The sequence below is a fragment of the Actinophytocola oryzae genome (assembly GCF_004364325.1).
Lineage (GTDB): Bacteria > Actinomycetota > Actinomycetes > Mycobacteriales > Pseudonocardiaceae > Actinophytocola > Actinophytocola oryzae.
In genome coordinates, this window is record NZ_SOCP01000034.1 from 23726 (window position 1) to 45003 (window position 21278).

The window sequence follows — 21278 nt, forward strand, 5'->3', positions numbered from 1 at the left end:
ACAGTGATGCCGGCGAGACCAGCCGGCAGAAAGGATGGGTTCAGGTGAGAACGTCAGTCAGAGGGTCGTAGCGCGGAACCTCGTGGCGAGAGTTGGGATCGACGGCGCAGCCCGTATGGCGAGGACGGCCTCTTTCCAAGATCCCTCTTGGTTATTCCAACCACGGGTGGCCTGCACGGAGGACGGTGTCGTCATTTCGGAGTTGTGAGCTTCGTCGGCGTGATCAGGAAGGACACGGTGCGGTTGCGTGCCTGGTCCGGGAAAGGGTTCTGTGTTTGGTCCGCGCTGGTCAGGGTGAATGCGGTAAGAGGAAGGCCACCACTGTCCGCCAGGTGGTTGGCTGCCAACTGAGCTCTGGCCAGGGCGACGGTCGAACCGCCCGTTGTTCGGCCTCCTGGTACCGCTGCCGCGTGTCCTACCACTGTTGTCAGCACGTCCATGGTCGCCAGTCTGCGGCCGAGTTCCCCCAACAGAGCCGTTCCCTCGGCGGTGATGTCGGTGCCACGGCTGAACAGGCCCTGCTCGAAGAGCACCCGGACGTCCGAGTCGTGGACGCTCACCGACACGCCGGGCATGGCCAGCGCGTCGGCGATCGCCGCGAGGGTGTCGTTGAGGTGGCTTCGCGCTTCCGCGGTGTCGGTGTCCTGTGCCCTGCGTTCCGACTCCATCGTCGAGACGCGTTCCTCGAGGTTGTCGGAACGACGGGTTTCGGCACGCAGCCGGGCAGCCAGGTCGACCGAGGGAGCGGCCGGGTCCGTCGTGTCGATGGCGGTCCAGGCCAGGCCGCCGGCGGCCAGGACACCGAGGGCCGCCATCGCGGCCGCCAGTCGGCCGGTGTGAAGGAGTGGTGTGGCGCGACGCCTGCCCTCGGTGATCTCCCGGATCACACGCCGGCCTGCGGCGGCGGCCGGGTGATCCGGTGTGAGCGCCTGGACTCTCGCCCAGCACTCGTCCGCTTCGCCGAGGTCGCCGCGCTGTGCGTGCACCCTGGCCAGCAGGTCGAGGGTCGCCTCGGTGACCGCGGCGGGATCGAGGCCGGTCAGGAGGCCGGCCGCCTTGTCGAGGTCGCCTGCCCGTGCGGCGGACTGTGCCCGGCTCACCGTCAGCCGCGCCGCCAGCGCCGCACGCACCTCGTCGGTCACGACTCGACCAAGCCGATGATCTTGTTCTTTTCCTCGGCGGGCAGGAGGCGGAGCAACCGCTGGTTGACGGCGTGGAGCCGGGCCTCGTCCCTGGCGGCGATGGCCTGTTTGCCCTCCCGGACGAGCTGGTCCGCCCCTCGCACGCCAGCACCCGAAAGCGCCGCCACCAGGCCGAAGTAGAGCTTGACCGGCCAGTCCGGACTGCGCCGCTCAAGTTCGACGAGGAACACGTTGGCCCGCTCGATCAGCTCGCGCACCGCAGTGGGGTTCCCGGCCTCGGCGGCCTCCTGTGCGCGGCGCCGCAGCTCCGCGAGTTCCTGACGGTCGGACGCGTCGCCGAACTGCCCGACGGGATCCTCGGCGTGCAGCAGCAGTTCGTCCAGTTCCTGCCGGAGCTGCGGGAGTCGCACGGCGTCCTCGACGTCGTCCAGTTCCGCCTGCAGGTCCCGGATGCGTTCCTCGGCCGACGCCGCCGCCCCGATCTCGACCGGGGCCGCCCGCACCTGCTCGCGGGCCGTCGCGACGGTGCCCTCCTCCTCCAGCCTCCGCAGTCGCTGCCGCGCGTCCGACGACGTGCCGGTCGCGGCCGTGCGCCGTAGGGTGTCGAGGCGGGACTCGGCGTCGTCGAGCATCTCCCGCAACGCTTCCGTGGTCGGCGTGCGGGTGTCGGTGAGGTTGATCTCCGCCTCGAACTGCGCCTTCACCAGTGGCACGTCCGCGATCACGGTGACCAGGCTCGACGTGTCGACCTCGAAGGTGACCTCGACCTCCGTGCCGGACGGCAGGTCGATGCGCACATCCGTGGGGCGGATCTCGAGCACACCGACCTGCTGGTTGCGGTCCGCGCGGTCACGCTCGCCCTGTATCACCGGAATGCGGACCACCGCGTCGGAGTCGGAGCGGTGGAACGCGTCCGACGTGCGGAACACCTTCCTGACGTCGGTGGGCAGCGTCGTTCCCTTGCTCAGCAACGGGGCGAACGTGCGGTCGACGAGCTGGATGCCCAGCGACCGTGCCAGCCGCACGCCACCGAACTCCACGTCGCGGTGCGTGATCGACAGACTGTTGGGGGACAGCTTCCTCCGTGTCCCGGTCTCGTCGGTCAGCTCGACGGTGAACCTCGAGGTCTGGTGCTCGTCGATCTCGACCTCGGTCACGAAGACGCCGTCGGCGTTGAGCGCGATGCGGCCGGAGCGGAACGGCGGCCTGCCGTCGGGGTTGCTCACGGTCACCGAGTAGGTGGTCCAGTCGATCGAGGCCGAACCGCTCAGGCGGCCCGCGATGGTGGGCCTGGTCGTGGTGACGCTGGGCTCGTAGTCCAGTTCCACGGCGTACTCGCCCGGTGCCGGGGGTGCCTGCCGCGACCGCGGGCGACGGACCGTGCTGGCGAAGATGGCCGCACCTCGGGCGACCACCGTGGTCGGATCGAGGTTGAGCGCGAACTCGATGCCGAGCCCCTCCCGGGGGTCGCTCAGCCGTTCTCGCAGCCCCGGGGAGAGCGTGACACCGCCGACCAGAAGCAGGCGGTCGATGTCGTCCGACGTGAGCGAAGCCTCGGCGAGCGCCCTGCGGCACAGGTTGACGGCCCTGGCGTAGAAGGGTTCCGCGATCGCGTCCACCTCGTCACGACGCAACGCGTACTCGAACGTCTGGCTCCGCCCTTCCACGGTGGCCAGTTCGGCGCGGAGGTTGACCTGGTCGCGGCGGGAGAGCTGGATCTTCGCGGTCTCCGCGGCGGACTTCAGCTTCGCGAAGTTCTCGCGCCACGCGGGGTTGTCCCGGCGAAAGTCCCGGAGGTCGAGGTCGCGGCTCACCGCGGGGGCGAGGATGCGCTCCACGACCGCCCAGTCGATCAGTTTCCCACCGAGGTAGGGATCGCCCGCGTGGTTGAGTACCCGCAGGTCACCGTCGCGCTTGCTGACCACCGCGGCGTCGAACGTCCCGCCGCCGAAGTCGAACACCATCCAGTAGGCCCGCTCGTCGGATTCCTGGAAGCCGTAGGCGAAGGCGGCGGCCGTCGGTTCCTGTACCAGTGGGCACATCGTGCCGAGGCCCGCGAGCGTGGCCGCGTCGCTCGTGGCCTTGTTCTGGTTCAACGCGAAGGCGGCGGGGACCGTGATGACCGCGATGTCGGGCGCGGCACCGCAGTGGCTCGCCGCGTCCGCGCGGAGTGCCTTGAGGATCTCGGCCGACAGCTGCTGCGGGGTCATGGTCACCTGCCCGCTGTGGAACGACCTGCCGGCGTCCGCGAGTCCCATCTCCAGCTTGAACTCCGACGCGTAGTTCTCCGGGTCGATCTCGAAACCGTTGCGAGCCCAGCGGCCGATCTGAATCTCGTTGGGCTTGGGGATCCAGACCGCGGATGGCGTGATGTCCGCCCCGTCCTCGTTCTTGATCACAGTGACGGCGCCGTCCTCTACTACCGCGATCGCACTGTTCGTGGTGCCGAGGTCGATGCCGAAATCGATGGTGTCACGCATGATCGCCTCTCGGAGGGTCCGTGTCGTGCCGCGTGGCGCCGCCCGACGGCGGGCGACCGACGATCACCTCGCCTTTCTGGATGCGGCGGTCGCGGAGGTAGATGGTCGGTTTCACGGTTTCCAGGACCAGTTCGTCGGTGAGCGCGGGATCCTCGTGGGAGACGAGCACCGTGATGGACCGGCCGTGGTGCAGCAGGTCTCCGTCGTGGTCCTGAATGACCAGCCCGGCGTCGGCCAGCATCCTGCGGCAGCCGCGCAGGTAGCGCGTGGCCTGGCGGGTCAGGGTGAGCGGGTTCTCGGTCGGCTGGCCGAGTTTGCGTTCGGCGTGCCACAGGTCCGTCACGGCGGCGGCGAGCGCCCTGTCGTCCAGTTCGGACCGGGGGTCGCCGGACGGCTTCGTGGCCGCGATCAGGCCGGCCAGCTGCGCACGCACCGGCTCGTCCCACACCGGTGGCGGGATCCGGAAGGCGCGGTGGTGCCTGCGTTGCCGCAGTTCCGCACGCAGGCGCGCGAGTTGGCGGCTCACAGTGTCACCCCTCGTCGCCAGAGTTCGATCCGGAACTGGTGAAGCCGCCGGTAGGCGGAGGCGATGTCGATGGCTTCCTCCATGAGATCGGCGGCGTGTGCCAACTCGCCGGGAACGCGCGACAGTGCGATCGCGGCCTCGGCGAGCCGTCTGGCCCGCTCGCACGGCGGGACGGTGGTGGCGGGTTCGGCGTGGGATACCGGTGTGCGATCGTCTCCGGCGGCCGCACGACGCTCGCGCAGCGCGTCCGCGAGCACGCGGGCCGTCGCGGGGCGGTCGCGCTGGTCGGTCTCGAGCGCGGCGAGGACAAGGCGGTCCAGCTCGGCGTCGACTTCTGGGTTGTAGCTGCTCGGCGGAAGCGGCCCTCGGCTGAAGCCGGTGCGGGAGAACCACGGGAACGGCCCGTCGTCGTCGAACGGGAATCGGTTGGTGAGCAGCAGGTAGGCGATGGTGCCGACCGACCAGACGTCGCCGGCGCACGAGTAGTCCTCGTTGCGCAGTACCTCCGGCGCCATGAACGCGTAGGTGCCCTGCGCGGCGGCCAGCCGCGTGACCGGGTCCGCGCGCTTGGCCAGCCCGAAGTCGCTGATCCGCACCCTCGGGCCGGTGTCCTCGCGGCCGACCAGGATGTTCGCGAGCGTCACGTCCCGGTGCAGCACCGGCGGAGTCTGGTCGTGGGCGATCGCCAGTCCCTCGGCGATCTGCTCGAGCACCGTGATCACGATCTCCGTCGGTACCGCGGGCCGGTGCTCCCTGATCAGCTGCTCGAGGTTCCCACCGGGGATGTACTCCATCGTGAAGTAGCCGCGCATGCCTTCCGGCGTCCGCACCGTGTTCGCGTCGAAGACCCGGATGATGTTGGGGTGCCCCAGGGTGGACAGCAGCTGGGCCTCGCCGAGCAGCGCCTTCGTGCCTTCGACCGAGGCGACCCGCTTGAAGATCTTCAACGCCTGCGGGCCCAGGTGCGCGTGCCGGACGCGGTAGACCTCGGCGAACGCGCCCTCGCCGAGTCTGCGGTCGACCACGAGCGTGTCGGTGACGTGGTCACCCCGGTTGAGCAACCCTGTCACGATGTCCCGCCCTTGAAGGTGCCGTCGTCGGTTCGGGCTGCCACACAAGCGGCGTAGATGTTAGGAATCTCTTCCTGCCACCATTCCTGCCCCGGATACAGGACGTCCACCCGGAAGTCCACGGGGAGGGCACGCGTGGTGGCCAGCCGCTGGCATGCCGTCCGAGCCGCCGCGTAGACCGTGGCGTCGCCTGGCCAGGGGTCCTCGGGGCGGTACAACTGGGGGTAGCCCAGGATCTCCGCCCAGTGCCACTGGTCGCAGTCGACGATGGGTACGTCCCAGGCCGACTCGTCCAAGCTCTGTTTGTCCTTGACACAGGTGCCCACGGGCGCGTTGGTCCGTACGTCGGAGTCGAACACCCCCATCCGGACCGGAACATCCAGCTTCGCGCGACCGGGGTGAACCAGTTGCCTGGTGGGCAATGGACGGTTGTCGAGGCGGTGCGCCACGCATGTCGCGTAGTTCTCGAACCGCCGTCCGCCGTCGTTCCAGACGTCCTTGTCGGGAGAGGTGTGCCAGACCCCGTAGAGGCGCTGGGAAAGCCCCTGCCGCGCCAGCAGCTCCCTGCACCGGTACTCGGCGAGGCGATGGGCCTGGTCGGTGCCGGGATAGGGCGACGGTGTCGCCGCGAGCCGGACGTATCCCAGCACCTCGCCCCAGTGCTCGGCACCACAGACGACCACCGGGACGTTGCCCAGATCGCCCGTCACGTCGTTCTTCTCCGGTATACAGGTGCCCACTTCGACGTTCTGGGACACCGTCTCCCCATAGATGATCACACCCTGCACCTGGAACGAGGGGCTGAGCCAGTGCCACAGGAGAGCGCCGAGCCCGAACACGGCGGCGGCACTCGCCGCGAACGCCACGAGCCTGCGGAAGAACCGTGCCACCGGGCGGCGCCGAACCGGGTGACCGCCGTAGGGTCGGTCGTACCCGTTTCGTTGGGACGGCACTGGATCGTAGGACGTCCGGGCGGCCCGGGCCGGTTTCACCTCACCCAGTTCGGCAAGCATCCGGTCGATGTCCTTGGCCAGGGTCGATCCGGCCAGGCGCCGCCGGAGGTCGCGCAGCATCCTTCGCGCCACCTCGGTGCGCCCGACCTCGACCAGCTGGTCCACCTGGGTCCTGGTGTGCTCCAGGACCGACAACACCTGGTTCAGAGTCGCCCGGTTGTCCTCGACGGCCGAGACGGTGTGCGGATCCGACGCGAGTGTCGTGGCGGTGGCCAGCCACTCGCGCACCCGGGACTTCGAGACCAGGCCGCGTTTGTCGAACAGAGCCATCGCGGAGTTGTTGAGCACTATGGCGGCGCCGTCGCGCGCGGTGCCGGTACGGCGATGCCGGGCCGGGGGGACCAGCGCGGTCAGCCGCTCCAGCCGGGGTACGACCTCCTCGAGGATGATCTCCCCGGCGCGCGACGGCCGGTCGGACAGACAGTGGTCGCGCGCGGTGGTGGTGGCGCTCTCCACCTCCTCGTAGAGCGGCTTCACGGCGCCCTCCAGCTCGTCGTCGACGATCCGCGCGGGCAGGGGCCACCGGCGGGCCTCGTCGGCCAGCCAGCCCTCGTCTCCCTCGTCTGCCCGGGTGGCGAGGACGACCAACGGCCGTAGCAGGGTGACGGGGACCTGCTCGCGCAGGACGTCGATGACGGACTCGTCGAGCTGCCGCTCGTCCAGTGCCGCGATCCGGTGCCGGACGTGCCCCCAGAACCCGTCCCGGCGCAGGACCTGTTCCCACAACCGGCCCGACTCCCGCCACAGTCGCTCGATGTCGTCGAGCTGGTCGTCCAACGGGGGATCGGCTTCCAGGTCGAGCACGGCGCAGTGCGCCCGCACCGCCGCGTCGTGGTCGGCGTGCAGCTTCGTGGTGCACTCGCAGCCGCCGTGCACGCTTCCCCACAACCAGAACAGTTCGTCAACGAGCCGCCGCCGAGGATCCTCGAGAATGCGGTCGAACGCCTGGTTCACTTCCTCTGCGGTGACCGGGATACCGTGCCCGAGATCGACGTCCGCGCCCATGCGCAACGCAGGCAGCACCTGCCGCTGCCGCTGCCGGACAGCCTGGCGTCCCGCGTCGGTGGGCAGGCCGGTGAGCCGGAAGGCGTTGTGCCGGTACAGATCCGGCCCACCGACGTCCCGCAACGCCGTTCTGACGGCGGCGGCGACCGCCCGGCTCCGCTCCCCTCGTGCCCCGTCGTCCCGCACGCCTGCTCCAATCACGACGTGATACGTGGAAAGCGCGATCCGGCTCGCCGAGGACAGCTCTGGAAAGCGGTTCCCGTCGGCGTCATGTCCGCAACCATGGCAGCAGGGGTTCGGGAGGGGTCCCGACAGCGATCCGTTGACGGCGAGTCAGGTCGCGAACGCTCCTCCGAGCGAAGGGCGGTGCGAGCGTGTGCACGAGCCCTCCCCGTGCGGGTCTCAGCCGTCGTGGTCGAGGATGCGCAGGTCCGGTGGTACGAGAGTGGTGCTCTCCATCAGTTCGCGGATGAGGTTGTGGTTCAGCGTGTTCCCGATGGGCTCACCGACCTCTTCGCGGGTCAGGCCGGACACACCGTGGCCGCTCAGCCGGTTCCGCACCTCGGCGACGACACGCTCGACCTTCTTGTGGTTCCAGTCGTCGGTGGGCCGGATCTCGTTGAGGTGTTCCGCGACCTGACGCCAGGTCAGGGGATTCGGGTGGTTCTCGTGCAGGAGGTACCGCTGGGCGAGCACGACGACCACGCGCTTCTCCACGGGGGTGAGGTGCCACGTCCGTGGAGGCATGGTCGGCGCGTGGTGGTCGGTCGGTGGTCGGTCACCGTCCCTGGGTTGCACGTGCACTTCGAGCAGGTGCAGTCGTTCGTGGGAACCGCGGACGAACAGCGGGGTGTATCCCGTCCGCAACGGGATCGGCTCGTCCTGCCGGAACAGCAGGCGGGACCCGGGCAGCCGCAACGGCAGGCGACCCAGTGTGCTGATCCACCACTGGTCACCACGCCAGGTGAGCGCCCCGTGCTCCCTGCTGATGCGCAGGTCGTCCTCGCCGACGCAGACGTGCACATCCGGCCTGCTCCGTCCGAAGAGGATGGTCCGCCCCTCCTTGGAGCCGACGGTGATGCCGCCGGTCGCAGCAAGCACGTGCAGCCTGTTCGGTGCGACACTCACGGGGACTCCGAGGGCGAGGCTGTGGTGGTTCGCAGGCAGCTCGTTCAGCCGTTCTCCTCGCATGTCCGCCTCCTGGCGCCTCGTGGGAGCAGCACGCCCACCAGCCTGCCCGGAACCCGCGGGAGGGTTCCCACGTCACCGTGGCGGGAAGAAGGCGGTGGCCAACTGGATCGCGAGGTCACACCGCTCGTCCGGCGACAGGCTCCTGCCGACAATGGTGGTTTCCAACACCTCGTCCTTGGGAAAGCCGTACGCGTCCCGGTAGGTCAAGTTGTGCGTGTCGATCTCGCACGTGTCGTCGCCAGGTGCGTCTCCGGGAACCCCGATCACGGAATACCGGCCGTCGATCAGCAAACTCTTCGCATCGGACTTGCTCAACGGCCTCGACCGGGTGAAGCGCAGGACGTAAACGATCCCGTCGGTAGTACTGGTCCAGGTGCACGTCCAGCGACCGAAGCCGACATCCGGGTTCTCGCGGTCGATCCCGGGCCGATTCGGGAACGACGGCGAGTCCTTGGCCCTGCACGCGTCCTTCCAGCTGAAGGAGTCCGGGTCCGACATCTGGCTACCGGGTGAGCGCGCCGGAATCGGTCCTGTGGTGATCACCGCGTCGGCGCTCTGGACGGCGATGTCGGCCATCGCGCACGCGTCGGCGTCGATGGCGTCGGCCCTGGTCACCTCGAGCCGGATCTCGTAGCGGTCGGGCAACAGCAGCCGGCGGCTGCAGGACCCCTCACCCGCCGGTTCGGTCACGAGCCGGTACCGCCCCTTGTCCTGTGACTGCACGGGCGACGGCTCGCTGGGTGTGATGTCGATCAACGCTTTGAGGTTCGCCTCCTTCCCGTCCTCCTTGACGATGACGTTGCACTGGTTGAACCCGGAATCGTCCGAGACAAGGTTGGGGTTGCCGAACGGGTCCAAGGCCGCGTCACGGATCAGCGAGCACGGATCGGCGGTGCGCTCGTCGGCACCGAGCACGGGCCCTATCGGTGTGCCGGGCTCATCGAAGAACACGATGCCGCTCGCCACCACCAATGCCGCGACCGCGACCAGCGCTCCGGCGGTCACGACAAGCCTGCGGCGCCCAGCGCGCCTCGGGCGCTCCGCGCGCCGGGTCGCCTGCACGCCGGCGACGTCCGCGAGGATCTCGTGCGCCTCGGCCGCGGTGGGACGTTGTCCGGCGTCGACCCGCAGCATTCGCTCCAGTATCGGCGTGAGCGGGCCACTCCTGCGCGGCGAGGCGATGGCGCCGTTGGCGGCCCGTCGAAGGCGCAGCCGCATGTCGTCGGTCGTCGACCCGACTGGTGACTCGCCCTCCACCATGGCGAACAGCGTGGATGCCAGCGAGAACACGTCGGACGCCGCCGTCGGCGCGGCACCGTTGGCCACTTCCGGCGCCACGTACCCCGGTGACCCGGTGAGCAGACCAGAGCCGGTCACGGTCGCGTCACCCGCGGCGTCATGGGAGATGCCGAAGTCGGCGAGCTTGACCTCGTCGTCGGAGATCATGAGAACGTTGCCGGGCTTGATGTCGCGGTGCAGGATGCCCTTCGCGTGCACCGCCGCGAGCGCGTCGGCGATCTGCGCGCCCAGCTTCGCCGCCTGCCGAGGGGCGAGGACGTCCACCTCGGCCATGCTCCGCGCCGGCACGTACTCCATGATCAGCCAGCACTCGCCGTTGTCGTCCAGCACATCGTAGATCGTCACGACATGCCGGTGGTTCAACTGGGCGAGCAGCTTCGCCTCGCGCTCCAACTGCCGGAACCGCCGCGGGTCCCCGTCCCCGTCCAGGGCTCGCTTCAGCGCGACCGGCCTGCCGAGGCGTTCGTCGGTGGCCCGCCACACAATTCCGCCGCCCCCGGAGCCAATCTGTTCTTCCAGCCGGTACCTGTTGGCCACGACTCGCTCCGTCTGCACGATTCGCCCTCCTCGTCGCGTCGTATCCGTTCGGACGAGCCGCTTTCCGACTTCGCTGGGAATCCTCCCAGACCGTCGCGGCATGCCGGCGAACAGCTCCTTCTCGAAGAGGAGAACGTAGTGGTACTTGCCCACGAGCGCGATGACTTCCACGGCAAAGGTGCGCCCCGACCGCCATCTCTCGTCACTCGTCCTGTCTACCGAAGGTAAACAGGCGGTTCAACGCGAACCAGGATCCGCACTGGTTGCCGCGCGGGAAGTGATGTCCGACGACACGAGATCGCGATTCACCTGGCACAGCAACGATGCGTGACGGCGCTGCTCCTGAGGTACGCCAGTCGTGTGGTGGTGTTCGACCGATTCGGTAGTCAAAGGAAAGGGTGTCGGTGCGCCGTGCACTGGGACTCGCATCATCGCCGGGGGGCCTCGTCAACTCCCCCACCCACAACCGATACCGCGCCCGCGCCGACGCCCGAAAGCGTCAGCTCATGTCCGGGGGCGGACGCCGAATCGTCGCCACGCAGAGCTTGTCGGTGAGGTACTCGCAGCTTGGGCACGCCGCCGTGACCTGGAGGGTGTCCTGCGCGGTGAGGGTGTGCGCGATCGTCGCCGCGCCGCGCCTCTCGAAGTACGCCTGGGCCTCCGTGCGGGTCATGGTCGCGTCGGGGTCGATCATCCACAGATGGTTGGAGATCGCGCCTACCTCGGCGCAGCGGCCGTGTCCGCGGCCGGTTCTGCCGCCATCGCCCTCCAGTTCGTCGAGGATCTCGGCTACCAGCGGGTGCAGGTCGGGGGTGCCGCCCTTCATGCTGGAGCTGACCTCGATGTCATCGCCGACCAGCAGCGCGCCCGACATTCCCGGGCGTTTCGCCTTGCTGAAGTCGGTGACCAGTTGCTCGCCCATGTAGGTGGAGTCGTTCTCGAGCGCCGTGGGCTGACGCAGTGGGTGGCCTGCCGGGCCGGGTCCCTCGGCCGCGTGGTTGCTGTCGGCTCCGGTCCGGTCCGTCCAGTCGCCCTCCGGTTGAGGCGGGCCGACGGTACGCAGCGCCGACACCCGGTCACCGTCGTCGGGCAGGTTGAACGTCACCCGTTTGCGCACGGCCTCCTTGAACTCCAGCTCGAGCTTCTCGCCGTTCGGTTCCATTGCCCGAAACCTCCTCGTGAGTCAGTGGACTAGCGTTGGGTCAGTTCTCCGAGCGCTTCCGCGATCAGCTCACGCCTGCGGTCCTCGGGAATCTGCGCGAACGCCGGTTCCTCGGCCAGCAGGTCGGACATGTGCGCGTCCTCGACCTCGGCCACCGACGGGAGCTGCGGCGAGTTCTCGGCTGCGTTCTGGGCCACCGCGATCACGACGCCGTACTGGGCGAAGGTGGCGACTCGCTCTTCCGGCGACTGTGCCGCGAGATACGCGAGCAGGCCGTTGGTCGGCACACCGAGGCCGCGTTCACGGCCGTGGTAGTCGAACCAGTCCCGGAACTGTTCCCACGTCTGCGCTGTCCCGTCCCAGTGCGGGCCGTACTCCAGCAGGAAGGACTGCCACGCCGCCTGGTCGTAGGACTCGTCCGCGGGCTCGTCCCCGGCTACCTCGGAGGCGGCGTCGACGAACACGCGTATCACCTCGTAGGCCTGGCGTTCGAGGTCCTCACCACCGATCAGCACGGCACGATCGTCGTCCGGCAGCTCGTCGAGCCACCGGACCAACGCCTCGGCCACCGGATGGTCGGCCGGGTCGGTGAGACCGAGCCGCTCGACCAGGTAGGCGCGCCGCTCCTCCCATGTCCGATCGGGGTTCTCGACAACGTCGGCCTCGAGATCCCGCAACGACGGGTAGACCCATTCCCAGGTCTCTTCGAGCACAGCCATGGTGCGATCCGCTCCCTGTGTCCGGCAACACAGAGTCACGCTAGGCCACGCCATGGTCACACCCCACCTCGACGAGGCACCGCTTCGGGGCGGGATTCACTGCCCGTCAGGGAACTGTCCGTGCCGTCGCCAAGCGGTGGCCGTGTCGGAAGGCCTCGGCGATCTCGGCTCCGGGCCAGCGCGGCAGTGGTGCGGCCCGCGCCGAACTGCTGCTCGACGGCCGCGACGAAGTCCGGGCCGACTTGCGGGTCCCGCCAACCGGTTGTCACCGCGCCGAGCAGGCCGGGATAACGGGCGTCGATGTCATCGGTGTCGATGCCCACCCACCGGAGGGGTCTGGCAGTCGCGCCGGTCGACGCGGACCTCGACGTCGTTCAGTTGTTCGTGCAGGTATGGGTGTATGGCGTTGCGGGTAGGTGGTGGCGCCATTCGTCGGGGGTGAGATCTCGGTTCGCCGCGGTGCAGATGTGGGTGATCGCCTGCTCGGGATTGACGTCCCAGAGGATCAGGGTCTGGTCTGAGCCCGCGCTGGCGAGGGTGCTCCCGTCGGGGCTGAACGCGATGGCGTGGACGGGTTGCGTGTGGCCGGTGAGGCGGGCCGTGATGGCCCGGCGCGGGATGTCCCAGAGGGTGATGGTCGCTTCGCCGCTGGTGTAGGCGAGCGTGTGTCCGTCCGGGCTGAACGCCACGCCGGTGAAGTCCGCGTCGGCGTGGTCGGTGAGGGTGGTCAGCCGGGTGCGGGTGGCGACGTCCCAAAGGATGATGGTCTGGTCGTGGCCTGCGGAGGCGAGGAGGCGCCCGTCCGGGCTGAACGTGACGGTTCTTGCCCAGCTGGTGTGGCCGGTGAGCGTGGCGAGAAGCGCCCCGGTGACAGGGTTCCAGAGCTTGACTGTCTGGTCGTGGCCTGCGGTGGCCAGCAGCCGGCCGTCAGGGCTGAACTGGACGCCGTTGACCGCTCCGGCGTGCCCTGTCAACGTCCTGAGCACCGCGCCGGTGGCGGCGTCCCAGATGCGGGCGGTCCGGTCGACACTGGCGGTGGCGATGCGGCGGCCGTCGGGGCTGAACGCGACGTTGAGTACCTGCCCGGTGTGTCCGGTCAGCCGGGTGGGGATGCCGGTGTCGAGGTCCCACAGGGTGAGTGTGTTGCCCTCGGCACCGTCCGGGCAGCAGGGGAACGGCTGGGTGACGGTGGCCAGCAGGTGGCCGGCAGGGCTGAAGGCGACGGCGTTGGTGAACACCGCACCATCGCTGAGGACCGCGCGGAGGCTGCGGTCGGTGGTGTTCCACAGGGTTGTCCGGTTGCCGCTCGCCGTGGCGACGGTGTGACCGCCGGGACCGAACGCCACAGCGCTCACCATGTTGGGGTGTTCGGCGACGGCAGGCTGGTCGGGATCCCACAGCAGGATGGAGCCGTCCTCGCCGCCGGCGGCGAGCATCGAGGTCCTTGGGCTGAACGCCATGGTGTAGACCGCCGTGCGGGGACCGGTCAGCCGCCCCCGCAGGACCCGATGACGGGTGTCCCACAACAGCACCGCCGTGTCGTCTCCGGCAGTGGCGAGAGTGCGGCCGTCGGGGCTGAACGCCAGTGCCAGGATCTGTCCGGACTTGTGGTGGGTGAAGGTGGTCAGCCGGGTGCGGGTGGGCACGTCCCACACGACCGCGGTCGTGTCGTCGGCACCTACGGCCAACATCGCGCCGTCCGGGCTGAAGGCTGCGGCGTAGGCACCCTCCGCGTGGCCGGTCAACGTGGCCACCGGAGCGGACCTGTTGATGTCCCACAGGATCACCGTCGAGTCCTCTGAGGCGGTGGCGACGGTGCCTCCGTCAGGGCTGAACGCCAGTGCACGCACGGGTTTCGTGTGACCTGACAGCGTGGTCAGGCGGGTGCGTCGGGCCACGTCCCAGAGGATCACCTCGTTGTCGGCGGTCGTGGCCAGGACGCGGCCGTCCGGGCTGAACACGATGTCCCGCACCCGTTCGGTGGAGCTGGGCATGGTCGCGACGCGGGCACGGCGGTCGAGGTCCCAGATCGCGATCTGGTCGTCGTCACCGCCGGTGGCGGCCGTGTGCCCGTCCGGACTCACGGCGGCGGCGGTCAACCAGGTGTGGTGGCCCGTGAGCCTCGCGTTTCTGGCGCGTCGGCCGGTGTCCCACAGGACGAGGTTCTGGTCGCGGCCGACGCTGAGCAACGTGTTGCCGTCCGGGAGGAAGGCCATCTCGGAGACGGCGCCGGTATGGCCGCGGAGTTTGCCGAGGTGACCTCGAAAGCGCGACATGCCGAGCAGAGCACCGCGTGCCTCGGTCGTCGGTGCCGTGCGGTAGGCCTGCGCGGCGAGCAGCATGGCGGTGACGGGTTCGGTGCCTGCCAGCCCTAGCGATTCGGCGGCGAGTTGGCGGGACACCGCGGTCTGCCGCTGCGCGACCGCGTCCCTGCGTTGGACGAGTGCGACGGCACCGGCGCCGACGGCGGCCACCAACAACACGCTCAACGCGGTGACGAGGTAGCGCAGCTGTCGCTGGCGGCGGGCGGTGGCGGCACGTTCCCGGTCGGCCAGGCCGATCGACGCGTCCAGGAACGCCCGTTCTGTCGCGGTCGTGGCGGCGCGCCCGGCGTTGCGGGTGGCCCACTCACGGGCGACAGCGAGTCGAGCACCCCGGTACAACGCGCCAGGGTCGCGGTCCAGCGATATCCACGTCTGCGCCGCCTCGCCGAGCTGTCGGTGCGTGCGCAGACCTTCCCGGTCGGTGGTCAGCCAGCGTCGCAGTCGTGGCCAGGCACGGATGAGAGCCTCATGTGCGATCTCGACGGTGTCCTCACCGAGCACGACGAGCCGGGCCGCGGCGAGCCGGTCGAGTACCGAGTCGACGCCGGGCAGGTCCAGCTCGGCGCGTGGGATCCGGCGGCGGGTGTCCTCGACACCCTCGCCGAACGCGACGAGCCGGATCAACACCTGCCGCGCGGTGTCGCGCAGGTCGTCGTCGAAGCTGTCGTAGAGGGTTTCCGCGGTGCGGGCGATCGCGCCTGCCACCCCGCCCGCGGCCTCGTAGCCGGTCACGCCCAACACGTCACCTCGGCGCTGTCGCCACGTCTCCAACAACGCGTGCGACAGCAGCGGCAGCGCGCCGGGTTGTCCGGACGCCTCGGTGAGGATCTTCGTCACCAGAGCGCGTTCGACGGTCGAACCGGCCAGGGCGGCGGGTTTGGTCACCACGTCCCGCAACTCGTCCTCGGTCAGCATCGGGACGGGAACGTTCGCGCCGGCCAGCAACCCGGCCAGCACCGGCAGATCCGCGCAGCGGGCGTAGAAGTCCGCTCTGATTCCCAGTACCACTGTTGCCTTCGGGGCAGGATCTGTGACCAGTGCCGCGATGCGGTCCACGAACGCCGTGCGCCGGGCCGGGTCCGGGCAGAGCTTGAACACTTCCTCGAACTGGTCGACGATCAGGACCAGCTCGCCGTCGGCCGGTGTCGATCCGATCGCCTCCGTCGCCGCCGTCTCGGGATCGCCGCCTGGCGTCATCAGCACGACGGCACGCCCGGCAGGTTCCACGTCGTCCCCGGTCCTGTCCGTGACAGTGGACAGGACCGGAACCAGCCCCGCGCGCAGCAACGAGGACTTACCGCTGCCCGAGGCCCCGAACACCGCCACGAACCGTTGCCGCTCCAACAGTCGGACGAGCCGCGCCACCATCGCTTCCCGCCCGAAGAACCGGGCGCCGTCGTGCACGCCGTAGCTGAACAGCCCCTGGTAAGGCGGATCCTCGTCCGCCTCCGACGGGCGGGTCGCGGCGGCCTGCCGCCACAGCTGCTCCCAGACGACCGGGTCTCCGTCACACGCCCGGACGTAGGCCAGCGTCACGGCCAAGCTCGGCAGCCGGTTCCCACCGGCGGCGTTGGCCAACGTCGCGGCCGAGAACCCGGCCCGCGCGGACAGTTCCCGGTACCCCGGCCCACCTGCCTGTCGACGCAACTCCCGCAACCCGGCGGCAAACGACACGATCGGACCGGAGCCGGCCAACTCCCTCTCGGGGCGAGGCATACACATCCCCCTGCCAACCTGGTCGCCTCACCCATCTCTACACGAGTCCCACCACTGATCCAGCGGCGGCGCCGGCTCGGTCCCGGGTGGGCGTCGCACCCGGGACCGAGTCGCGTTCAGCTCAGAGGGCGTCCGGCTGGTGGATGTCGCTGACGTGGACGTCGACCGCCGCCACGTCGAGACCGAGGAACTGCTCGACGGCCTCGATCACGTCGACCCGGATCTGCCCGGCGAGCGGCTTGACCGCGTGGCCGTACTCGACCACGAGCGAGACCTTGATCGTGGCGACGTCGTCGTCCACGGCGATCGAGCTGCCCTCCTCGTCGAGGTCGTGCACACCGCCGGTCCTACGGACCACCATGTGCACGAGCTTCGCGACGACGCCGTCGCCGACGGTCGTGCTGCCCCGAGTGTCAGCGGCGGCACGGGTTTCCACCACGACGGGCACGACGACGGCCTCGGTCTCCGCGACCGGGGCGTCGTCGTTCTCCACGTCGGTCACGGCGTCCTCGGCCTGCTCCGCGGTCGCGTCGTCATCGGTGTCGTCGGCCGCGTTCTCGGTGGTCTCGTCGCTCTCCTCGGTGACGTCCGTGACCGCTTCGCCGTCGTCGTCTGCGTTCTCGGCGTCGGCGTTCTCGGCGTCTGCGTCTACGGCCGTCTCGTCGGTGGCTTCGCCGTCACCCGGCGCGTCGGTGTCCTCGGCGTCGTCCACGTTCTCGGCGTCGGCGTGCTCCGCGGTCTCGGCGTCCTCGGTGGCGGTGGGGTCGCCTGCCGGGTCGGCGTCGATCACCGTGGTGTCACTGGCTTCCTGGTTCACGGCCAGGTCCGACTGGACAGGTTCGACCGGTGCGGTGGTCCCGACCGCGGCGTGCTCAGTGGGTGCGGACGACTCGTTCCGGGAACGACCGAAGATGTTGTTCATGATGTCGGACATGGGTGGGGACCCCTTTCGGGAGCGGGGAAGGGAGCGAGCAGACGGCGATATGATAGGGGGACCAATCGTGATCCCCGTCACATACCCCCACCTTTGGGCTCTCTTTGTCCAGTCGCTCCCGTGACCGGCCGATCTCGTTACGGGTAGCGGGGAAACTGTGCCGAATCTGGTGCCGTGGGGCGAGACCGCGAACGCTGAGAGAGCGCTCTCACAGCAGGGTCGATCTGCGCTACAGTTCAGTCACCCTCAGTGCTGACGACGAGGTCATGTGGAGTGGTGGGAGGTGCTGGGCGCGTGACTCTCCCCGCGAACCGGGTCGTGGCTGCCGCCGCGTTGGGGCGTGCCGTGCTGCTCGGGCGGGCCGCGCTCACCCTGACGGCCGCCGGTGTCGGGTTGCGGGTTCTTCCCGATCCGAGGTCCGCACTTGCCGTTCTCGTCGTCGTCGTGGTCGCCACGGCCACTGCGCTCGTGGTCCTCGCTCGCCACCCCTCGGTGGTGCGGCATCCGGTGCCCGTGGTCGCGGTGGACTCGATCGTGGTGCTGGGAGTTCTGATCGTCTGCGGGGGCGGGGTGCCCTTCTTCTGCTTCGCGGCCGGAGCCTGTGCGCTTGGCGGTGTGGTGCTCGGCTTGCGTGGGCTGGGGCTCTGGGCACTGCACGCCGCGCTCGGCTACGCGGTCGCCGGACACCTGTTGCGGTCCAGCGCCTCGAGCCCGCACATCACCGTGTTCACGTTGGCGTTTCCGCCGATCGAGATCCTTGCCGGGATCGCGGCGGCGGTCGCCACCGGCGCCCTCGTGCGGTACGTCGACCTCTCCGTGGACGTGGTCGCCTCTGCCCAGCGTTCGGCGGCCGCCTCCGAGCGGGCGCGGCTCGCCCGTGAACTGCACGACTCGGTCGGCAAGACCCTGCGTGGCGTCTCGTTCGCCGCGCTCGCGTTGCCGTCCTCGTTGCGCAGACAGCCCGAGCTCGCCGAGCAGTTGGCGAGCACGGTGTCCCGCGGGGCCATGGCAGCCGCGCGGGAAGCACGCGAACTGCTGACCGGGCTTCGGCTGGACGCACCTGACCAGGACTTCGCCACCACACTGTCGCGGATCTGCGCGCACTGCGGCACGTTGTCCGGGATCCCGGTGAGTCTCACCGCCGTGCCGGTGGACCCGCCTGCCGGCGTGCGCTACGAACTGAGTCGGATCCTCCACGAGGCCCTGCGCAACGCCGTCGAGCACGGCCAACCCGGACAGGTCACGGTCACCCTCACCCTGACCGATCACCTCCGGCTGCGGGTGCATGACAACGGCAGCGGCTTCCGCGTGCCCGGTGACCTGTCCGTCCTCACCACCGCGAACCACTACGGCCTCGTGGGCATGGCGGAGCGTGCTCGCAACGCCGGTGGCGTGCTGGCCGTGACGTCGAAGCCTGGTCACGGCACGACGATCGAGGTGTCGGTGCCCGTCGCCTTCCCTGCTCGGCTCGCGTCATGACCGACGTCCTGGTCGTCGACGACAACCCGATCGTGCGGGCGGCGATCCGCGGCTTCCTCGACGGCACCGACGCCGTGCGGGTCGTGGCCGAAGCCGGGGACGGGCGACAGGCGCTGACCTTCGCGCGGCGGCTGCGCCCCGCCGTGACCCTGTTGGACCACCGCATGCCCGTCGCGGACGGGCTGTCGGTGCTCGGCGAACTGTGCCGGTACACCACTGTGCTCGTGCTCACCAGTGACGCGGATCCCGGGCTCGTGGGCGGCATGCTGCGCGGCGGCGCGCGTGGTTACCTGGTGCACGGCGAGTTCGGTCCCGACGAGCTGCTCAGGGCGGTGCTCGCGGTCGCCCGTGGTGACGGGTGGCTCTCCGCCCCTGCCGCCGCCGTCGCCGTGGCCGCCGTACGCGAGCAGGCAGACCGTGAACGGGCGGCACACGAACAGCTCGAGTGGCAGCGCCTGCACCGCCTCCGGTTGGGACTGACGCGGCGCGAGGAGGACGTGTTGGCGTTGGTGGCGGAAGGGCTGTCCAACGCGGCCGTCGCGCGCAGGCTGGTGGTCACCGAGAAGACGGTGAAGAACCACCTGCACCGCGCCTTCGCGAAGCTGCGCGTGGGCAACCGCACCGAGGCCGTCCTGCGCTGGACGAGCAAGCGGTAGGCCGCGGTGGAACAGGACGGGTCGGACCGGGAAGGTGCCCGCGACCGCCGGGTGTTGCTGCGGCGTCTGGGGTGGACAGTGCTCGCCGTCGGGGTCGCGGCGACGGCGGTACTCGTGTCGCCGCTGGTCGTGCCGTTCCCCCCGCCCACTCCGGTGACGCCGCCACCGTCGTCCACCACTCCCCCTTCCGTTGTCACCACGCCCGTTCTCGTCATGCCGCCCGTCGTCACCCTGTCGGCCGCCGCCTCACCCGGTACGCCGCCTGCGGCAGAACCGCCACCGCGGGCCCCGGTGACGTCATCCCCGCCGCCCGCCTTCCAGAGCATCACCGTGCACGCGGCCGATCCGGCGAACCTCCGTACCGGCGCACGCGTCATCGAGTGCGCGAGTTGTCGCGGCGGCAGCCGGGTGGGTTACATCGGCGGGCCGAACCTGCTCGCCGTCCGCGTCGCCGCGGTGCCCACGGCCGGCACCCGTACCCTGACGATCGTCTACGAGACAGAGGAACCGCGCACGCTCAAGGTCGCGGTGAACGACGGCACCACGCAGACCCGACAGCTCGCCGGTGCGGCGAGCCTGCTGATCCCGGCGACCACGACACTCGAGGTGTTCGTGCCCGCCGGGGACAGCTGGATCAGGTTCTTCAACGACACCGGCTCGGCACCGGACATCAACGAGATCGTGCTGAGCTAGCGGTCAGTACTGCCCGGCGGTGTTGCACTGCACCACCTGGACGACACAGTCCTTCACTCGATGCCCCATCGCGTCCTCGTCCCACGCGGCGAACACGTCACCGTGCATGGACGAGGCCATCCCCGAAGCCAGCCGGAAACCGTCCACGCTGCCGCTGGTCGGGTAGGAGATGGAGAACGTGATCGCCGGGATGGGCACCGGGAACTGTTCGGTGCACCGGCCGCCCACACCCCACGCGACGTGGCTCTTGTGGTCCGGGCTGTCCAGGTGCTGGCCGTCCCAGCAGTCGGGGAAGCGCATCGTGAAGTGCAGGGTGCCGCCCTGGCACACCGGCCAGTTGCCGTCCCGGCTGCGGCTCGCCCCGTCCAGCGGGCCACCCGCGCAGTAGAACTGGTTGACCGCACCGACCGGGGTCGGCACCTGACGCATGGCGTCCCCCACGACCATCCGCAGTCCCTGCGGCAGCGGGACCGTCCGCGACTTGTCACTGAGCAGCGACCCGTAGTACACGACCACCTGCCTCGGCTGAACGGGCTGGTCGCGCTCGTACAGCGTGGGGACCCAGTACGCGGAATGGTCCTGCAGCGGTTGGCAGCTCGACGCGGTGAACCGCATCAGGTCCTCGAACTGGGTACTCGCGTTGGTGCGGTCGTTGCCGATGAACGAGTGCATGTGCGACGCCCCCGGCTGCCCGGGAAACACGATCGGGTCATCCGGCGCCGAATGGCCGTACGTGCACGTGGCGTTGAACTCGGCGTTGCGGTTCGCGTTGGGCGGCACCGGTCGGGGTGTCATCGCCCGGAACGCGGCCAGCTGCGCGTTCCACTTCGCCTGGTCCACCGGGATCCACGTACCGGCCGCCATGGTCATGCCGGCGTGCTGGTGCCCGGACGCCGAAACCGCCTCCGTGTCCCCGCCCCGCACCACCACAGCCCCGACCACCGCCAGCACAGCGCCTGCGACGACCAGCCAGAGCCGACCCGCAGGTGTCACTCTGTCGACCGGCTTCACTGCCCGACGCGGACTTCTCCTGTCACCTGACACAGGTTCCTCCTTCACTCGCGGGAAACGACGTTCCCAGCCGAAAGGTAGGTCGCCGCCGCCTGCGGGTCGTGAGTCAAAAGTCCCAGCAGCCGCAGGTACAGGGCCCAAATCGACGACGGGGTACCGCGTGGAGGGGGGACGACGGGACCCGCTCAGTGTCCGCTGTGTACAGACCGCGTCGGGCCGACTCCGGCTCTTTTGCGGTGGCGGACACGACACTCGAACGGATCACCATTACACTCCCGAGTATGAGGCCGTCAAAGAGATCGGCCCGGTTGTTAGGTCTAT

16 protein-coding genes are annotated in these 21278 nt (G+C 69.6%); 3 read left to right on the top strand and 13 right to left on the bottom strand.

Annotated features, from left to right (window positions below; all coding sequences use genetic code 11):
• Positions 1-191: 191 nt before the first annotated feature.
• The 12 genes from CLV71_RS46335 to CLV71_RS46390 all read right to left on the bottom strand — a co-directional run bounded on the left by CLV71_RS46335 (position 192) and on the right by CLV71_RS46390 (position 17118).
• Positions 192-1142 (bottom strand): hypothetical protein, encoded by a 951-nt coding sequence (locus CLV71_RS46335; protein WP_133909360.1) that lies wholly within the window; start codon positions 1140-1142, stop codon positions 192-194.
• Positions 1139-3622 carry an Hsp70 family protein gene (locus tag CLV71_RS46340; protein WP_133909361.1) on the bottom strand — a complete coding sequence of 828 codons (2484 nt, stop codon included), beginning with the start codon at positions 3620-3622 and terminating at the stop codon, positions 1139-1141. Before CLV71_RS46340 ends, CLV71_RS46335 begins: the two co-directional genes overlap by 4 nt.
• On the bottom strand, positions 3615-4148 hold the full coding sequence (locus CLV71_RS46345) for a hypothetical protein (protein WP_133909362.1): 534 nt from the start codon (positions 4146-4148) through the stop codon (positions 3615-3617). Before CLV71_RS46345 ends, CLV71_RS46340 begins: the two co-directional genes overlap by 8 nt.
• Positions 4145-5218, bottom strand: coding sequence for a serine/threonine-protein kinase (locus CLV71_RS46350; protein ID WP_243867516.1), 1074 nt, complete (start codon positions 5216-5218; stop codon positions 4145-4147). The genes CLV71_RS46345 and CLV71_RS46350 overlap by 4 nt, the downstream gene beginning before the upstream one ends.
• Positions 5215-7422 (bottom strand): septum formation family protein, encoded by a 2208-nt coding sequence (locus CLV71_RS46355; RefSeq protein WP_133909363.1) that lies wholly within the window; start codon positions 7420-7422, stop codon positions 5215-5217. The genes CLV71_RS46350 and CLV71_RS46355 overlap by 4 nt, the downstream gene beginning before the upstream one ends.
• Before the next feature lie 216 nt (positions 7423-7638).
• A complete protein-coding gene (locus CLV71_RS46360) occupies positions 7639-8364 on the bottom strand; it encodes an FHA domain-containing protein (protein ID WP_243867518.1) in 726 nt (241 codons plus the stop codon).
• Between the two features lie 135 nt (positions 8365-8499).
• The gene (locus CLV71_RS46365) at positions 8500-10281 is read right to left on the bottom strand and encodes a serine/threonine-protein kinase (protein WP_166664542.1); all 1782 of its coding nucleotides are present in this window, start codon (positions 10279-10281) and stop codon (positions 8500-8502) included.
• Positions 10282-10762: 481 nt separating this feature from the next.
• Positions 10763-11425 (bottom strand): YwqJ-related putative deaminase, encoded by a 663-nt coding sequence (locus tag CLV71_RS46370; RefSeq protein WP_133909366.1) that lies wholly within the window; start codon positions 11423-11425, stop codon positions 10763-10765.
• 29 nt (positions 11426-11454) lie between these two features.
• Positions 11455-12144 (bottom strand): hypothetical protein, encoded by a 690-nt coding sequence (locus CLV71_RS46375; protein WP_133909367.1) that lies wholly within the window; start codon positions 12142-12144, stop codon positions 11455-11457.
• Between the two features lie 56 nt (positions 12145-12200).
• On the bottom strand, positions 12201-12467 hold the full coding sequence (locus tag CLV71_RS46380; protein WP_133909368.1) for a hypothetical protein: 267 nt from the start codon (positions 12465-12467) through the stop codon (positions 12201-12203).
• Positions 12468-12518: 51 nt separating this feature from the next.
• Entirely contained in the window at positions 12519-16184 is a 3666-nt protein-coding gene (locus CLV71_RS46385; protein WP_166664543.1) for an nSTAND1 domain-containing NTPase, read from the bottom strand.
• Positions 16185-16305: 121 nt separating this feature from the next.
• Positions 16306-17118: an Asp23/Gls24 family envelope stress response protein gene (locus CLV71_RS46390; protein ID WP_133909370.1), complete on the bottom strand. Its 813-nt coding sequence runs from the start codon at positions 17116-17118 to the stop codon at positions 16306-16308.
• 294 nt (positions 17119-17412) lie between these two features.
• Here CLV71_RS46390 and CLV71_RS46395 point away from each other — a divergent pair, with 294 nt between their 5' ends.
• The 3 genes from CLV71_RS46395 to CLV71_RS46405 are packed head-to-tail and all read left to right on the top strand — an operon-like array spanning position 17413 to position 19946.
• Positions 17413-18597 (top strand): sensor histidine kinase, encoded by a 1185-nt coding sequence (locus CLV71_RS46395; protein ID WP_133909371.1) that lies wholly within the window; start codon positions 17413-17415, stop codon positions 18595-18597.
• Positions 18594-19253 carry a response regulator gene (locus tag CLV71_RS46400; protein ID WP_133909372.1) on the top strand — a complete coding sequence of 220 codons (660 nt, stop codon included), beginning with the start codon at positions 18594-18596 and terminating at the stop codon, positions 19251-19253. Before CLV71_RS46395 ends, CLV71_RS46400 begins: the two co-directional genes overlap by 4 nt.
• A 6-nt stretch (positions 19254-19259) precedes the next feature.
• On the top strand, positions 19260-19946 hold the full coding sequence (locus CLV71_RS46405; protein WP_133909373.1) for a carbohydrate-binding protein: 687 nt from the start codon (positions 19260-19262) through the stop codon (positions 19944-19946).
• Between the two features lie 3 nt (positions 19947-19949).
• Here the strand turns inward: CLV71_RS46405 and CLV71_RS46410 are convergent, their stop codons facing one another.
• Positions 19950-20939, bottom strand: coding sequence for a DUF1996 domain-containing protein (locus CLV71_RS46410; protein ID WP_208298064.1), 990 nt, complete (start codon positions 20937-20939; stop codon positions 19950-19952).
• Between the last annotated feature and the right edge of the window lie 339 nt (positions 20940-21278).

What these genes read in the sequence shown, in the direction of transcription:
- CLV71_RS46340 (WP_133909361.1), bottom strand. Translation starts at nt 3,622, where the DNA reads ATGCGTGACACCATCGATTTCGGCATCGACCTCGGCACCACGAACAGT.
- CLV71_RS46370 (WP_133909366.1), bottom strand. Translation starts at nt 11,425, where the DNA reads ATGGAACCGAACGGCGAGAAGCTCGAGCTGGAGTTCAAGGAGGCCGTG.
- CLV71_RS46375 (WP_133909367.1), bottom strand. Translation starts at nt 12,144, where the DNA reads ATGGCTGTGCTCGAAGAGACCTGGGAATGGGTCTACCCGTCGTTGCGG.
- CLV71_RS46385 (WP_166664543.1), bottom strand. Translation starts at nt 16,184, where the DNA reads ATGCCTCGCCCCGAGAGGGAGTTGGCCGGCTCCGGTCCGATCGTGTCG.
- CLV71_RS46390 (WP_133909370.1), bottom strand. Translation starts at nt 17,118, where the DNA reads ATGTCCGACATCATGAACAACATCTTCGGTCGTTCCCGGAACGAGTCG.
- CLV71_RS46400 (WP_133909372.1), top strand. Translation starts at nt 18,594, where the DNA reads ATGACCGACGTCCTGGTCGTCGACGACAACCCGATCGTGCGGGCGGCG.